Origin of the sequence: Novosphingobium olei, from assembly GCF_037076535.1 — a bacterium.
Lineage (GTDB): Bacteria > Pseudomonadota > Alphaproteobacteria > Sphingomonadales > Sphingomonadaceae > Novosphingobium > Novosphingobium olei.
The window spans coordinates 1,306,018-1,321,732 of sequence record NZ_AP029021.1 but is presented as its reverse complement, the minus strand read 5'-3'; the positions used below and the strand labels follow the sequence as shown (position 1 = coordinate 1,321,732).

Annotated in this window: 12 protein-coding genes; 6 read left to right on the top strand and 6 right to left on the bottom strand. The window is 65.1% G+C overall.

Annotated elements, in window-relative coordinates:
• Positions 1-84 precede the first annotated feature (84 nt).
• The 3 genes from AACH40_RS06325 to AACH40_RS06315 all read left to right on the top strand — a co-directional run bounded on the left by AACH40_RS06325 (position 85) and on the right by AACH40_RS06315 (position 3,908).
• Positions 85-339: a YdcH family protein gene (locus tag AACH40_RS06325; RefSeq protein ID WP_338644855.1), complete on the top strand. Its 255-nt coding sequence runs from the start codon at positions 85-87 to the stop codon at positions 337-339.
• Between the two features lie 117 nt (positions 340-456).
• Positions 457-2,319, top strand: a complete 1,863-nt coding sequence (locus AACH40_RS06320) for an FAD-binding protein (protein WP_338644853.1) — start codon at positions 457-459, stop codon at positions 2,317-2,319.
• Positions 2,316-3,908, top strand: coding sequence for a patatin-like phospholipase family protein (locus AACH40_RS06315; protein WP_338644851.1), 1,593 nt, complete (start codon positions 2,316-2,318; stop codon positions 3,906-3,908). Before AACH40_RS06320 ends, AACH40_RS06315 begins: the two co-directional genes overlap by 4 nt.
• Before the next feature lie 303 nt (positions 3,909-4,211).
• Here AACH40_RS06315 and AACH40_RS06310 read toward each other — a convergent pair whose 3' ends face one another.
• Entirely contained in the window at positions 4,212-5,390 is a 1,179-nt protein-coding gene (locus AACH40_RS06310; protein WP_338644849.1) for an NAD(P)/FAD-dependent oxidoreductase, read from the bottom strand.
• A 101-nt stretch (positions 5,391-5,491) separates the two neighbouring features.
• Here AACH40_RS06310 and AACH40_RS06305 point away from each other — a divergent pair, with 101 nt between their 5' ends.
• Positions 5,492-6,148, top strand: a complete 657-nt coding sequence (locus AACH40_RS06305; protein ID WP_338644847.1) for a glutathione S-transferase family protein — start codon at positions 5,492-5,494, stop codon at positions 6,146-6,148.
• Here the strand turns inward: AACH40_RS06305 and AACH40_RS06300 are convergent.
• The 3 genes from AACH40_RS06300 to AACH40_RS06290 form a co-directional block, all read right to left on the bottom strand.
• Positions 6,145-6,291 (bottom strand): hypothetical protein, encoded by a 147-nt coding sequence (locus AACH40_RS06300; protein WP_169492711.1) that lies wholly within the window; start codon positions 6,289-6,291, stop codon positions 6,145-6,147. The two genes, AACH40_RS06305 and AACH40_RS06300, sit on opposite strands and share 4 nt — an antisense overlap.
• Positions 6,292-6,376: 85 nt before the next feature.
• Positions 6,377-7,801 carry a dihydrolipoyl dehydrogenase gene (lpdA, locus tag AACH40_RS06295; RefSeq protein WP_338644845.1) on the bottom strand — a complete coding sequence of 475 codons (1,425 nt, stop codon included), beginning with the start codon at positions 7,799-7,801 and terminating at the stop codon, positions 6,377-6,379.
• An 82-nt stretch (positions 7,802-7,883) separates the two neighbouring features.
• Positions 7,884-9,197 carry a pyruvate dehydrogenase complex dihydrolipoamide acetyltransferase gene (locus AACH40_RS06290; RefSeq protein WP_338644843.1) on the bottom strand — a complete coding sequence of 438 codons (1,314 nt, stop codon included), beginning with the start codon at positions 9,195-9,197 and terminating at the stop codon, positions 7,884-7,886.
• Between the two features lie 192 nt (positions 9,198-9,389).
• Between AACH40_RS06290 and AACH40_RS06285 the strand changes: the two genes are divergently transcribed.
• Entirely contained in the window at positions 9,390-9,851 is a 462-nt protein-coding gene (locus AACH40_RS06285) for a universal stress protein (RefSeq protein WP_338644841.1), read from the top strand.
• Between the two features lie 17 nt (positions 9,852-9,868).
• Here AACH40_RS06285 and AACH40_RS06280 read toward each other — a convergent pair whose 3' ends face one another.
• A complete protein-coding gene (locus AACH40_RS06280; protein WP_338645942.1) occupies positions 9,869-12,148 on the bottom strand; it encodes a VacB/RNase II family 3'-5' exoribonuclease in 2,280 nt (759 codons plus the stop codon).
• Between the two features lie 52 nt (positions 12,149-12,200).
• Positions 12,201-13,535, bottom strand: coding sequence for a M28 family peptidase (locus tag AACH40_RS06275; RefSeq protein WP_338644839.1), 1,335 nt, complete (start codon positions 13,533-13,535; stop codon positions 12,201-12,203).
• Between the two features lie 127 nt (positions 13,536-13,662).
• Between AACH40_RS06275 and AACH40_RS06270 the strand changes: the two genes are divergently transcribed.
• The gene (locus tag AACH40_RS06270; RefSeq protein ID WP_338644837.1) at positions 13,663-15,702 is read left to right on the top strand and encodes a M3 family metallopeptidase; all 2,040 of its coding nucleotides are present in this window, start codon (positions 13,663-13,665) and stop codon (positions 15,700-15,702) included.
• Positions 15,703-15,715 lie beyond the last annotated feature (13 nt).

Sequence of the window (15,715 nt, the reverse complement as noted above, 5' to 3'; positions counted from 1 at the left end):
TTTGATCGGGGACAATGCAGGCTGCATCTGCGGAGCGCATCCCCAAGGGCGGCAAGCACATCCCAAGCCGGCCGGAGAACCAAGATGATTCACCTATCGAAACAGCTCCACAATGAATTTCCAAACGACGAGGCCATTCTCAGGAAACTGAAAAGCGAAAGCCCGCACTTCGAACGCCTCAACCGGGCACATTCCGAAATCGATGCACGCATCTATCACGCTGAAATCGGTGTCGAACCTCTGTCGCAAGTTCTGCTGGAAGACTTGAAGAAACAACGTCTTGCGCTGCTCGATGAAATCTCGGCGCTGGTCCGCAACTCGCGTCAGCCAGTCGACTAGGAAAGGCTTCTGGGCCGTCTAGACAATGCGCTGGTGGTCAGCGTTGCGAAGTTCTCCACAATTACACGCTGATGGGGCTTTAATTCGGATTTGACCACTGCTTCCGCATTCAACACCATGGCGCGCGAAGAGGGGGGGCTTTGCGTGCCGAATATTTCCTATGAATCCTTTGCGTGGTGGTCGAACTACCACATGACTGTGACTCGCCCGGATGTCGCAGACATCGGGGCGACAGACTTCGCCAATGGGGACTTGCCACCCGGCATCGTAGAGTTGGCACGCATACACCTCGCCGACATCGACGGACTTGGCCCGCTCGAACGGCTCGGCCACATCGCGCCGGTCCTGCAAGGTTATCTTGCCCACATCGCAGAGCGCATCGCCAACCCGGTGTTCGTTCCCGGCGTACCCCACCAGCCCGGGGTTCCATTCGCGGCCGGCATGGTCGGAACGGCGTGGAGTTTCGCCCCCCTCATCGGCGCGCCTATGTCGCAATTGATGTGCGGCGGCCTCTCGTTCGTCGGGCTTCTTCCGACCTCGCATCGCAATTCGGCGAGCCCCTATCCTGCGGATCGACTGGTAATCGCAGGGGGCGGCACGCGCGGGCGCGAGCTGGTCGATTGGGCCGAGCCGAAGGGGCTGAGCTTGCCGACGAGCGGCAGCTTTCTCGGCCCGACCGTCGCCGGCGCGGCAGCAACCGCGACCCATGGCTCGCGCCTCGGCTTCGGCGGAACGCAAGACATGATCGTCGGCATCCATCTGGTGGCGGGACCGGACAAGCACTGGTGGATCGAGCGGGATGGTGCGCCGGTACTTTCCGACGCCGGCATAGCAGCCCTGGCCGATGGCGGCACGCCACCTGAAGTACGCCGGGATACCGCCCTGTTCGAAGCCGCGCTCGTGCACCTCGGCGCCATGGGCATCGTTGCCGGCGTCGCCATCGAGCTTGCCCCGCTTGCCCGTTACCAGCGCTTTCGCATCGACCGGCCCCTGAAAGAGGATGTGCTGGACACCATCGCCCGTGGAGACTTCGAGGCGCTGGCCCGCGATCTCGGTCGAACCGAGCGGCCGGTCTTCTATGAGCTCACGATCGATCCGCACGCTCCGTACGGCCCTCACGCACTGCATACGCTCTATCTTGAACCTACGCCCGCGCACCAAGCCGAGCAGTGCAGTGCCGAACGGGCGCCGATCGCGGGCGAAGCCGTGGTGAAGATGGCGTCGAGCCTTTTCGCCCATGGACCGAGCGAAGCAGCCTCCCGGATTGCAGCCCAAGATGCTGTTGCGGCGTCCGACCCGGTCGAAGACCTGATCCGCGCCCTGCTGGACAACCATCCAAGCGCATTCGATTTCTATCGCGACACCGGCAGCTTCGGTGCAGCGGGCAAACTCTGGCCGCCGCAAAGCTGGGGCCAATTGCACGATAGCGATGCCTTGACCGGTGGCGTCCCCGGCTCGCTCTACAATGCGTCCTTCGCGATCGATCGCAGCCAGTTGCGCAGGGCAATCGAAGCGATCTGTGCCGCCGTTGCGCCACTTCCCGGGACGTTTGTCTTCACCGTTCGTTTCGTCAGCCACGCGAGCGGCACGCTGGCCTTCACCCGCTTTCCGGAAACGGCAGTGATCGAAATCGATGGACTGTCCCCCTTCATCTGCAACAAGGCCGCAGCCCATCCCGATGCTTCGGGCCATCCGCTGCCCCCACCGGCCGTCGCCGGCCTCAGGCAGCTTGCCACGGTGCTGCCCGCGGGGGCCAGAGCCGTGCGTGCCGCGCTTGATGGTGCCGGCGTTGCGTTTTCGATGCACTGGGGCAAGCTCGGCGATCTGGATAGCGCGAAGGTGCATGCAGACTACGGCCCGGTCAGCGACCCGGCATCACCGCTGATGCGCTGGCGCAAGGCTCGCGAAACGCTGCTCGACGATTTCGGGCGATCGATCTTCTGGAACCCCGCCGTCAAGCAATACGGGGTTGTGGAATGATCCGCCGCGTCTTCCCCCTCGCTCTGTCGCTGTTCGCCGCAGGGTGCAGCACCACCGGTCCGATCGCGTTCGAATGCAGGGGCCTGGAAGGCGATAAGGGCTACGCCCAGCCACAACCGCAATCGGCCTATGTCCGGCAGATCCGCGGCCAGGCGCGGCCCGGCGGATTGCCCCGCCCCCCTGCCGGATTGGCGGAGATGATGGCCCCCGTCGAAGCGATCGCACCGATCCAGGGGGGTGCTCCTGTCGAAGACGGCAAGGCCCCGGTGCTGACGCTGGAGCAGGCGTTGCAGCAATCGGAACAGGAAGCCAAGGCGGTCGAAAAGGCCGCCGTCAACGCGCATGCCTTTGCCGAAAGCTGGTCTTTCACAACGCCGAACCAGCCGATTTCGGCGGACCTGCTGCTTTCGGGTGGCGGTCAGTGGGGAGCATACGGCGCAGGCTTCCTCTCGCGGCTGCACGCCAAGGGGTTTGACCGGAACTACCACTTCGGCACGGTGACCGGGGTCAGCACCGGTGCCTTCCAGGCCCTGTTCGTCGGAGCGGGTGGGGACGAAGACTTCCGCGCACTTTCAGCCGTCTATGCACCGCCCAGCGAAGCTCATCTCGTTCGGCGCTATCGACCCACCATGCTGGCGGCGGTCACCGGCGAAATGGCCGCCATCGCCCGCCTCAGAGTCCGTCTCGAACACGCGCTCTGTTCGCGCGCGTTGCTCGCCCAGTCGCTGAAAGCGGGCCAGTCGCTCAGCCCGGAAGCTGTTGCTGCTACCTGCCCGATGATCGCGCGGCTTGCCCGGTCCGGCGGCACGAAAGTGCCCGGCCTTCCCGCGCCGCCCGCGCTGTCACGGAACGTGTTCGTTGGGATGGTGCGGGCCGACGATGGTGAATTCATGATGGCCAATGCCACGCGCATCGCCCAGGATCTGTTCACGGCCGATGCCGTCAGAAAGGGCATTTCCCCGACCTCGGTGCGCAACGCCCAGCAGTGCCTTGCCGGTATCGGCCTCGCCAGCGCGGCCATGCCGCTGTTCTACCAGCAGGTCCAGATCGCCGACCCGGGCACCGGCGGGAAGAAGCGCACGTACTACGACGGCGGCGTACGGCAATCGGTGTTCGAGGCCGAGCTTGCGCAGGCAAGGCAGAGTGCTGAAAACAAGCGGCCGATCTTCGTGCTTCGCAACGGCCCCACCGCATTGCTGAAGCGGATCAGGGCGCCGGGCAGCAAGGTCGAGCGGGACGTTCCGGGCGCGGACGAAAAGGTCAACAATACAGCCAACCCACTGGACGCTGCCATGCGTGCGGAAAAGATCGTCGTGAACCAGGTCGAGGTGCAGTCGATCGCCGACCTGCGCCTGACAAACCCGGATGGCCCCGTCTATTTCACCACGGCGGATGGTTTTCACGACTTTACCCCATACTCACCCCGCGCGTTCTGCGCCAAGCGCAACAAGGACATCATGTTCGATGACCTCTTCATGCTGTGCTTGCGCGATTATGGCGTCGCCCACGCGGATCGCGGGACCAGCGAAAAGCTGCTGCTCGATGCCTGGACGCGGTTGGTTACCGCGCAGGAACTCAAGCGCCGATAGCTAGCACATGAACCGGCAGTCGACGGCTAGCGTCGCCCGGCGAGCCTGATCGAAGCGCTCCCGAGGGCCGCCCCAAGAACAAGGTGAACGAACACGGCATCCCACTGCGCAAATCGCATCCAGCCGATCCCTGTACGCAACGACGTGTACGCCAGCCTTGCAGCGATGGCTGCCGGCACGATTCTGGTTGCAGAAGTCATCGTCGCTCTCCCCTGCTCGCGGCGCGGCTGCGCGCACCTTTTGAGGTTGAAGCGTCGATGGGCTCAGGCGGTTCCTGCCTATGCTGCGCAAATCGGCGACAGCTTAAATCGCCTGCCCCGCAGCATGGGCCGAGGCCCAGGCCCACTGGAAGTTGTAGCCGCCAAGCCAGCCCGTAACGTCGACAGCCTCGCCGATGGCGAACAGCCCCGGCACCTTTCGGGCCTCCATCGTCTGGGACGAAAGTTCTGCCGTGCTAATTCCACCGGCGGTAACCTCGGCCTTGGCGAAACCTTCGCTGCCGTTGGGCATGAAGCGCCATCGCGCCAGCCGCTCCTGCGCCGCGCGCAAGGTCTTGTCCTGAACGGCACCCAGTTCTTGGTTCACGCCGATGGCCTCGCCCAGCGCGCCGGCCAGCCGGTCGGGCAGCGCCTCCGACAAGGCACGGCGCAGCGTGCTGCGCGGACGCTCGCGCTTGGCCGACAGCAGCCAATCGGCCGGCGCGTCGGGCAGGAAGTCGATCAGGATCGGCTCGCCATGACGCCAGTAGGACGACACCTGAAGGATGGCCGGCCCCGAAAGTCCGCGGTGGGTAAACAGCGCTGCCTCGCGAAAAGCCGCTTTCCCCGCCCTCGCCAGCACGGGGGCGGATACGCCCGACAGCTCGCGAAACAGCGCGTCTTCCCCGGCGAGCGTCAGCGGCACCAGCGCCGGACGCGGTTGCACGACCTTGAGCCCGAACTGCCGCGCCAGGTCATAGGCGAATCCGGTTGCGCCCATCTTGGGAATCGATGGACCGCCTGTGGCGATCACCAGCTTGGGGGCTGCAAGCGCAGGGCCCGCTGACGTGCTCACATGGAACAGGCCGTCGGCGTGGTGCACCTTCGAGATGCCGCTACCTGTCCGGATTTCGACCGCACTGGCGCGACACTCCTCCACCAGCATGGCAACGATCTGGCGTGCGGAGCCATCACAAAACAGCTGGCCCAGCGTCTTTTCGTGCCAGGCTATGCCGTACCGCTCGACGAGAGTCAGGAAATCGGCGGGCGTGTAGCGTGCCAGCGCAGAGCGGGCAAAGTGTGCGTTTTCGGAAAGGTAGCGGTCCGGAGCGGTGTGCAGATTGGTAAAGTTGCACCGGCCTCCGCCCGAAATCAGGATCTTCTTGCCCACCTCGTCCGCATGATCGATCACGGTGACGCGGCGGCCGCGCGCGCCTGCGGTTGCCGCGCAGAACAGCCCTGCGGCGCCCGCGCCGAGCACGATGACATCATGGGTGGAAGGCATGGGCTCGCCCTAGCGTGCCGACACCCATGTGGAAAGGCGTTGTCGTCGCCGCCCCGACCGCGCACTCTCGGCCATATCATCATCGCTCGGGAGATTTCTGCGTGCCCCCCGTGATCACTGCATTCAGGGCCTCGCCCGACCGTGGCCGCGGGCTTGCCCGCGACATGCGCGTCCGCTGGGCTTTGGAAGAGCTTGGTGTCCCCTACGAAGTGCAGCTTCTGGACTTCACCGACCTGCGCGAGCCGCCGCACCTTGCGCGCAATCCGTTCGGCCAGATCCCTACGCTTGAAACCGATGGCGTAACCTTGTTTGAATCGGGCGCGATCATTCTCCATCTCGCGGAGACGACGCCGGGCCTTCTTCCATTTGATCCCGTATCCCGCGCCCGCGCGATCAACTGGATGTTTGCGGCGGTCAGCACCGTCGAGCCGCCGATCCTGGAGCTTCAGACCGCGGTGCTGCTTGAAGGACAGAACGATTGGACCGAGGAACGTCTCCCTTTGATCAGGGAACGTATCCATCACCGTCTTGCCGCACTCGCCGCGAGGTTGGGCGAAAATCCCTGGATAGATGGGGAATTCAGCGCGGGCGATCTGATGCTGGTGTCGGTGATGATCCGTTTGCGCGGGCACGATCTTCTCGAACCTCACGCAAATTTGATGCAGTACATCGCGCGTGCAGAAGCGCGGCCCGCCTTTCAGCGGGCCTTTGCCGCGCAGCACGCCGTTTATCTCGCATCTGTGAGCCTAGGCGACTAGGCCTCCTCGCTCTCCGGGATGAGCATGGCGCGTTTTTGCTGCACGGGTTTCCAGCGCAGCAACGGTGCGCGTTCGCTGCGCGCGCTGTCCTGCTCATCCTGCCAAGAGCGCGGATTGATCGGTTCTTCGATCTCGTATTCCACGGACATCGTCTCCTTGGGCCATCAATGCCCCATGGAGACGACAGTTCCGTTTCAGTTCAGCGGTTTACCGCAATAATGGACGCAATCAGATGTGCAGCGCACGACCATAGGCGGCGAGCACGCTTTCATGCATAGATTCACTGATCGTCGGGTGCGGGAACACCGTGTGCATCAGTTCGGCTTCGGTGGTTTCCAGCGTCTTGCCCACGACGAAGCCCTGGATCATTTCGGTCACTTCCGCACCGATCATGTGTGCGCCGAGCAACTCGCCGGTCTTTTCGTCGAACACCGTCTTCACGAAGCCTTCGCTTTCGCCGAGCGCGATCGCTTTGCCATTGCCGATGAACGGGAACGTGCCCACCTTCACCGCATAACCCGCTTCCTTGGCCTTCGCCTCGGTAAGGCCGACGCTGGCAATCTGCGGGTGGCAATACGTGCAGCCCGGGATGTTGGCGCGGTCCATCGGATGCGGGTGCACATCCTTGTTGCCCAGTTCCGCCGCGATGGCTTCGGCGGCGATCACCCCCTCGTGGCTCGCCTTGTGCGCCAACCACGGCCCCGGCGTCACATCGCCGATCGCCCAGACGCCCTTGACGTTGGTGCGGCCATAGCCGTCGATCGCGATGATACCCCGCTCGGCCTTCACGCCGACCGTTTCCAGGCCGATGTTCTCGGTGTTGGGCACGATGCCCACGGCCACTATCACATGGCTGTAGTCGGCTTCGGTGACCTTCCCGTCCTTGCCCTTGATCTTGGCCTTCACGCCTTTGCCCGAAACGTCGATGCTTTCGACGCCCGCGCCGGTCAGCACGGTCATCCCCTGCTTCTTCAGCGCCTTTTCCAGGAAGGCCGAAACATCGGCGTCTTCCACCGGCACCACGCGGTCCATCATTTCGACCACGGTCACTTCGGCGCCCATGTCGTTGTAGAAGCTGGCGAACTCAATGCCGATCGCGCCCGATCCGATGACCAGCAGCTTGCTCGGCATTTCCTTCGGCGTCATCGCATGGCGATAGGTCCAGATGCGCTCGCCATCGGCCTTTGCGAACGGCAGGTCGCGTGCACGCGCGCCGGTCGCCACGATAATGTGCTTGGCGGTCAGCGTTTCGGTGCCCCCCTTCCCGTCAGCGTCGCCCTTCACTTCGAGCGTGTTGGCGCTCTTGAGTGTGCCGCTACCCATGTGAACGGCGATCTTGTTCTTCTTCATCAGGTGCGTGACGCCCTGATTGAGCTGCTTGGCCACGCCGCGCGAACGCTTCACCACCGCGTCGATGTCGGCGCGGATGTTGTCTGCGGCAAGGCCATAGGCCGCCGCGTGCTTCATCTGGTGATAGACTTCGGCCGAGCGCAGCAGCGCCTTGGTCGGGATGCAACCCCAGTTCAGGCAGATGCCACCCAGGTTTTCGCGCTCCACGATCGCGGTCTTGAGGCCCAGCTGCGCGCAGCGGATCGCCGCGACATAGCCACCGGGGCCCGAACCGAGAACGATGACGTCGTATTGGTCAGCCACGCGAATGCTCCTTCAGGCCCTCTTTGTCGGCCCATGATCTAGCGGCGGGCGAAGCAATCGCCCGCTCCTCAAAGTGACAGTCTCAGGCCAGCAGGCCGAGCGGGTTCTCGATCAGCGTCTTGATCGCCTGCATCAGTTCGGCACCGTCCGCGCCATCGATGGCACGGTGGTCGAAGCTGCCGGTCACGCTCATCACCGTGGCGACGGCAAGGGCGCCATCCACGACATGGGGGCGCTGCTCGCCAGCGCCAACCGCCAGGATCATCGCTTGCGGCGGATTGATCACCGCGTCGAACTGCTTGATACCGAACATGCCGAGGTTGGACAGGCTCGCCGTGCCGCCCTGGTATTCGTGCGGCTGCAGCTTGCCTTCTCGTGCCTTGCCCGCAAGGGTCTTCATCTCGGTGGCGATGGTCGAGATCGACTTCGATCCGGCATCGACGATGATCGGCGTGATCAGGCCCGAAGGCGCGGCAACGGCGACCGAGATATCGGCGCGCGAGTACGTCCGCAGTTCATCGCCGGCAAAGCTGACGTTGCACTTGGGCACCATCAGCAACGCCTTGGCCAGCGCCTTGATGATCAGGTCGTTGACCGAAAGCTTCACGCCCTGCGGCTCGAGCGCCTTGTTGAGCTCGCCGCGCAGCTTCAGCAGCGCATCGAGCCGGATATCGACCGTGAGGTAGATGTGCGGGATCGTCTGCTTGGCCTCGGTCAGGCGGCGCGCGATCGTCTTGCGCACGTTGTTGAGCTTGGTCGCCTCGTAGGGAATGCCGAAGTCGGGGATCGACGCAGCTGCAGGGGCCGGTGCGGTCGCCGCGGCCGGGGCTGGCGCTGCTGCTGCGGGCGCTGCTGCAGCCGGAGCGGCAGCCGCAGGCTTGGCATCACTGACGTCCGCCTTGACGATGCGGCCATTGGGACCGCTGCCCTTGATCGCACTGAGGTCGAGCCCCTTGTCGGCCGCGATCCGCTTGGCAAGCGGCGATGCGATCACGCGATCACCCTTGGGCGCAGGCGCTGCTGCAGCAGCGGCCGGCGCAGCGACCGGTGCGGGCGCCGCTGCGGCCGGTGCCGGTGCCGGTGCAGCCTCTGGCTTGGCCGCAGGAGCAGGCGCCGCTTCAACCTTCGCTGCCGGAGCCGGTGCAGCATCGTCATCCTCGCCCGCGATGGTGGCGATCACGGTGCCGACCTTCACGCCTTCGGTCCCTTCGGCAACGTCGATGGAGACAACGGTGCCTTCGTCGACCGCTTCAAACTCCATCGTCGCCTTGTCGGTCTCGATCTCCGCGAGGATGTCGCCGGAAGAAACCGTATCTCCCACCTTGACCAGCCAACGGGCAATCGTGCCCTCTTCCATCGTCGGGGACAGCGCGGGCATCTTTATCGAGACGGTCATGGCGGGTTCTGTTCCGTTCTGGGTATCTTCGGGTGTCGCGTGGGGTCGCAAGGGCGCGATGCCGCTACGACTTCCGGTTGCGGCATTTCGCCACCACAGCGCGCAGGGTCAACCCCATTGCCACTTGCCCCGCATACGAATTAGGCCGATGGTCATAAGAACTGGAGCAGGTCAAGCCTCGTGGAGAGCCCGATGGCGCAGCAACGCGTCTACCTCGTCATCATGGACGAAACGCCCGAGGCGCAGAACGCACTCCGTTTTGCCGCTCGTCGCGCTGCTCGCACCAATGGCGCGGTGCATATCCTGGCGTTGATCCCTCCGCAGGAATTCGTCGCATTCGGCAGCGTGCAGGCAACCATCGAACAGGAAGCGCGCGACCGCGCCGAAGTCCTGGCGACGACCGCAGCCGGTGGCCTCGCCGCCGAATCCGGCCTCATGCCCACGATCACCGTGCAGCAGGGCGATGGCCCGCAGGTGGTGCGGGATTTCCTTAAGGCACATCCCGAAGTATCCGCACTGGTCCTCGGCGCCGCAGCAGAGGGCGGGCCCGGACAGCTCGTGGCCCACTTTGCAGCGCACGCGGGCCAGCTGCCCTGCGTGCTGATGATCGTGCCAGGTGCCGCCGACGAAAGCCGGATCGACGCGGTTTCGTAACCGCGGCCCGGCCGGATCTAGCGACGCTTTCCCTGGTGCCGGATATTGCCGGGGCGCCCACGCTTTCCGGCGATATAGTTACCCTGCTTCTTCGGCTTGGCCTCTATCCGGCCACCGCGCCGTTCGATCCGGCGCACGCCTTCTTCCACGTCCACGGGCTCGAATTTCAGCGCGCCGGTCAGCGGGTTTGCCTCGGCCAGCCGCAGCTTGAGCATCATGCCGATGGCGAACTGCTCGCCGCTCTGCTCCCCGATCAGCCGCTGCGCCTTCTCGTCATAGGCGAAGCGCTCTGCCCCCAACGTGGACACGGGGACAAGACCATCCCCGCCCAGCCCCACGATCGTGGCGAACAGGCCGAATTTCTGCACGCCGGTGATGCGCGTGTCGAACACCTCGCCCACCCGCGCCGAAAGCCATGCCGCGACATAGCGATCGATCGTCTCGCGCTCGGCTTCCATCGCGCGCCGCTCGGCCACGCTGATCGCCTCGGACACGCGGGTCAGATCGGCGCGGTCACGGTCGGCAAGGCCCGATGTCGGCGGCACATCCGCCTGCGGTCGCGGCTGCTCCAGGCCATAGGCATCGACCAGCGCACGGTGGACCAGAAGGTCTGAATAACGCCGGATCGGCGAGGTGAAGTGGGCGTATGAGCCCAGCGACAGCCCGAAGTGCCCAGCGTTGCGCGGGCCGTAATAGGCCTGCGTCTGGCTGCGCAGCACCGCCTCCATCACCAGCGCCTTTTCCGCCTCGTCGGTCACGTCCTTGAGCATGCGGTTGAACAGCGACGGCGTGATCACCTGCCCCAGCGCCAGCTTGCGCCCGAACGTCGCGAGATAGTCCTTGAGCGCAACCAGCTTCTCCCGGCTCGGCGGTTCGTGGATGCGATAGACCACCGGTGCGACCTTGGCTTCCAGTGCCTTTGCGGCAGCGACGTTGGCTGCGATCATGAAGTCTTCGACCACGCGGTGGGCATCGAGGCGTTCGCGCACCGCGACTTCGGCAATGCGACCCTGTTCGTCGAGCACGACGCGCCGTTCGGGCAATTCGAGCGCGAGCGGATCGCGCGCGTCGCGCGCCTTTTCCAGCAGGCGCCAGGCTTCCCACAGATGGACGAGATGCGGCGCGGCCTCGCCCGCATCGATGCGGCGCTGCGCTTCTTCGTAAGCGATCACTTCGGCGATGTTCACCAGCGCGCGGGTGAAGCGCCAGTCGGTGATGCGCCCCTGCGCGTCGATGGTCATGTGGCACGCCATCGCCGCGCGGGTCTGCCCCGACTTCAGCGAGCAGACATCGGCAGAAAGCACTTCGGGCAGCATCGGCACCACCCGGTCGGGGAAGTAGACCGAATTGCCCCGCTTGCGCGCTTCGCGGTCAAGCTGTCCACCCGGCCGCACATAGAACGAAACGTCGGCAATGGCGACCACTGCGCGGAAGCCGCCGGCACCGTCGGGTTCGGCCCAGATTGCGTCGTCGTGGTCGCGCGCATCGGCCGGGTCGATGGCCACGATCGGCAGCGCGCGCAGGTCCTCGCGCTTGTCCTCGCTCAACGGCAGCCTTGCGGCGCGTTCGGCTTCGGCCACCGCTTCGGGCGCAAAGCTGAACGGGATGCCGTGCTTGTGGATCGCGATCAGGCTGAACGCGCGCGGCGCCAGTGGGTCGCCCAGCACGGCGGTAACCTTCATTCCCGCGCGCGGGCTCTTGCCCGCCGGCTCTGCCAGCACAAGCTGCCCGGCTTCCGCGCCGCCCAAATCGGACACCGGCACCGAATTGCGCACGCGCTTGTCGACCGGCGCCAGCCAGCCCTTGCCCGTGCCATCCAGCTCGATCACGCCCAGCAGCTGCTCTTCGCGCAGCGCCAGCTTCTTCATCGGATGCGCGACCCAGCTCGCACCCGCTTCCTCGGTCCGCGCCAGCACGCGATCACCGGGCTTTAGGGCGGCCTCGCGGGTGCGCGCCCGGCCCTTGGGCTCAACGATGCGCAGGCGCGGCGGCGGGCTCGCATCGTCCGGCTGCCAGTTGTCCGGCACGGCGTAGACATCGCCCTCGTCGATCTCGACGATGCGCAGCACCGTCACCTTGGGCACCCCACCCATGGCATGGAACGCGCTGCGGTTGCCGTCGATCAGCCCTTCGTCAGCCATGTCCTTGAGCAGGGCCTTGAGCGCGATCTTCTCCGCCCCCTTGAGCCCGAAAGCCTTGGCGATCTCGCGCTTGCCAGCAGGCTCGGCACTCTGCGCGATGAAATCGAGCACCTGCTGGCGCGTCGGGAGTCCCTGGGGGAGCTTGGATTTGACCATCGCTCCCATGTGGCGCTTCACCGCAGGCGTGGCAACCGCCGAAGCCCGGAAATCACCCGCCAATCGGCCCGAAGCCACCGCCGGGCACGGCGGACGATACCGGACTCTCCGCTCCGTTCGCCGCCTTGGCGCTCACGCCGAAGAACCAGTCATCGCCCCGCACGTGTTCCAGTCGCAGCGTGGTGGCGGTCACCCCTTCCGCCACCTTTTCGGTCCAGCCGGGCGCATTGGTGCGCCGACGCCACACGGTGTAGGACACGGCACCGGTCACGGCCTTCCATTCAAGGTCGGTCCAGGTCGAAACCGCCGCCTTGGCCGTCACCACCGGCGGCATCGGCGCCGATGCCAGCGCGGCAAGCCCGCGCACGTTCAAACGCGTGACTTTGGCGAGGTAGGGAAAATCCATTTCGTCGATCGTGTCGCCGAACTTCACCCCGTTCTCGGTCCGCACGTCCTGATGCTGGTGTTCGTAGTCCTCGATCGCCACCGAAAAGCGCACCGCCGGGTAGCCTTTGTCCGAAAAGGGCAGCTGGTCCCCGCCCCGTCCCATGCGGTCGGCGCGCCAGATCTGACGCACGGCAAGGCCGGTTGCGTCCTGCGCCGCCAGACCTTCCAGCCAGCGCGCGATATTGCGCGACGGGCTGTCGTTCTCGCCCCCGAAGCGTCGCATCTGCGCGCGCAGGGCGTCTGTCGAATCCGCGCGCAGCCCTTCGGAAAGGACGCGCACGTGGGCATCGTCCTTCACCCCGTCGCTTCCGCGCGATCCGCCGACGATGTCGTTGTTGAACACCGCCTTCACCGTCCAGCCTTGCGCCTTGGCGTAGTCGGCCAGCAGCTTGCCGCCATAAAGCCCCTGCTCTTCGCCCGACAACACGGCGTAGACAATGGTCGCCGGGTACTTGTGTTTCGACAGCACGCGCGCGGCTTCCAGCACCAGTGCCGTGCCCGAACCATCGTCGTTGGCGCCGGGCGCATCGACTGTCGCGTTCATCACGTCGGACCCGCGGCTGTCGATGTGGCCCTGCACGATCACCACTTCATTGGGCCGCTCGGTCCCGCGCTGAATCGCCACCACATCCACCAGCCGCGTGGGCGTCGGCACCCGCTCGCCCGAAATCATCGTCTCGGGCAGCGCGATCTCGAGGCAGTTGCCGCAGGCCTTGCTGCTCTTTCGAAACTCCGCCTCGGCCCAGCGACGGGCGGCCCCGATCCCGCGCTTCGGGTCAGTCTGCGTCGACAGCGTGTGGCGCGTGCCGAAGGCCACCAGCTTTTCGATATCCGCCCGCTGGCGCGCCTCGGACACGGCCTGCGCCGGGTCCGGGCCTGTCTGGGCGGTTGCAGGCACGGCGAGCGCCAAGGCGAAGATGCTGGGAAGAAGACGTTGCATCTGCGCAGTCTAGCTCGACCGTAGTGCCCGACAAGGTTTCTTTCGAGACTATAGCACCCTGATTGCGCGCTTCTTTGCGCGTGCTTATCGTCGCTCATCCGAGGATTCCGAAGGGGACAGAATTCCGATGCGCCAGACGCTTTCCGCCATGCTGCTTGCGGGCAGCATGTTCGCCACGCCCGCCGTTGCCGCTCCGATGAAGCCCAACGCGGTGGACACCTTCGTCGGCAACGTCGCCGCAACGCCAGCCGATGCCGCCGCGATCAACGCGATGTGCGACAGGTTCGTGAACGAAATCGCGCGTCGCCAGGCCGCGCTTGAGGGCGAGAAGGGCCGCGCCACCATACCGACGACGCTGCAGGCTTACGACGATCTGACCGACCTGCTGTTTTCCTCGCTGGGAGAAATGACGCTCTATCGCGAAGTCATGGCGGATGCCCCGCGCCGAGATGCGGCCGCCGCCTGTGAAGTGAAGATCAACGCCGCGAACACCAAGATCAGCCTGTCGCGCCCGATCTACGAACGGCTCAAGGCCGTCGACGTGTCCAAGGCCGACAGCGCCACCAAGCTGCTGCACAGTCGAATCATCGGATCGTTCGAACGTTCAGGGATAGGCCTGCCAGACGCCGAACGCGCAAAGGCGCAGGAGCTATCGGACAAGATTTCCCAGGCCGGAACCGCCTTCGACCAGGCCATCGCTGCGGGTCGCAAGACGGTCACCGCCGATCCCGCCGAACTCGAAGGCCTGCCTGCCGACTACATCGCCGCGCACAAGCCCGACGCCAGCGGCAAGGTGACCCTCTCGACCGACTACCCCGACCTGTTCCCGGTCATGTCCTATGCCAAGAGCAGCGCGCTGCGGCAGCGGATCTACGAAGCGTTCCTGACCCGCGCCTGGCCCGAAAACGACGCCAACCTGCGCACGATGATCGATCTGCGCGACCAGCTGGCAAAGCTGGTCGGCCGCAAGGACTTCGCCAGCCTCGTGCTCGAAGACAAGATGGTCAACACGCCCGACAAGGTTGTCGCGCTGCTCGATGACATGGCAAGCGCGGCCCGCCCCGCAGCCGATCGCGATTATGCCCGCAAGCTTGCGGTCTACCGCCTCGACCACCCCGGTGCGACCAGCTTCAACGTGTGGGACAACAGCTACCTGACCAACCTCGTGCAGAAGCAGGACTTCTCCTACGATCGGCAGGAAGCCCGCAAATACTTCGCCTACAACAACGTCCGCGACGGTATCCTGCGGCTCACGCAAGACCTGTTCGGCGTAAAGATCACGCCTTGGCAGACCGCCAAGTGGGATCCGATGGTCGAAACCTACGAGATTTCAGAAGCGAGCGGGCCCGAGGCGGGCAAGCTGCTCGGCCGGTTCTATTTCGACAGCCACCCGCGCCCCGGCAAATACGATCACGCCAACATGATCCCGCTGCGGGTTGGCGTTGCCGGCCGCACCATTCCGGTCGGTGCGCTGGTGATGAACCTCCCGGCCGGCGACCATTCCACCGGCCTGATGGAGCACGGCGACGTGCAGACCTTCCTGCACGAATTCGGCCACATGCTGCATCACATCTTCGGCGGGCAGACGGTCAAGTGGGCCGGCGTCAGCAGCATTTCCACCGAATGGGATTTCGCCGAAGCACCCTCGCAGATGCTGGAGGAATGGGTCTACGACTACGACACGCTCAGCCGCTTCGCGGTGGACGCGCAGGGCAAGACGATCCCGCGCGACCTCGTCGAGAAGATGAACAAGGCGCGCTATTTCAACCTCGGCATGGCCGATCTGCGCCAGCTCGGCTATTCGAACATCTCGCTGCGCCTGCACCAGGGCCCTGCCCCCGCCGACTTGGGCGCCCGAACGCGCGAACTCGCCGCCGTATACGACCTGCTGCCCCTGCCGCCATCGACCCAGTCGCAGGCAAGCTTCGGCCACCTCAACGGCTATTCGGCGATCTACTACACCTACGAATGGTCGAAAGTGATCGCCGACGACATGTTCACCCAGTTCGCCAGGAACGGCATGCGCGATACCGCCACGGCCCTGCGCTATCGCACGCTGGTGCTCGGCCCCGGCGGGTCCAAGCCTGCGGCGGAACTGGTGGCCGATTTCCTCGGCCGCCCGATCAGCATAGATGCCTACAAGGCCGAAGTCGCCAAGGACAAATGACGCGAAGGGCGCG